We start from the raw sequence: 281 nt of genomic DNA on the forward strand, positions 1-281 counted from the left end.
AATCCCCTTCTTTTAAATCCATTTCTGATTTTGCAATTGCCATCATTTTAGAAAGGATTTCAGTTAAGGATTTTTTGTATTTTTTAAGTGCCTCTTGAAAAGAAACCACATCGGTATTTTTACATAAAGGATATAGTATTGCCCCTAATCTCAAATCATTAAGTGTTCTTGGGGTATCGACAGAGTTAAGACAATCTAAGATATGTATTCCTTGAATCTGTTCATCGAACACATCTCTACATTCAATATAAAACATAAAATCCTCAAACTCGATTTGCATA

The 281-nt window shown here is 31.3% G+C and carries 1 protein-coding gene; it reads right to left on the minus strand.

Annotation, left to right across the window (positions count from 1 at the left end):
• The coding region (locus V7161_RS30325) for a hypothetical protein (protein WP_335716468.1) at positions 1 to 256 on the minus strand (256 nt) is incomplete at its 3' end.
• Between the last annotated feature and the right edge of the window lie 25 nt (positions 257 to 281).

This window comes from Neobacillus drentensis (genome assembly GCF_036965425.1).
Lineage (GTDB): Bacteria > Bacillota > Bacilli > Bacillales > Cytobacillaceae > Neobacillus > Neobacillus drentensis_F.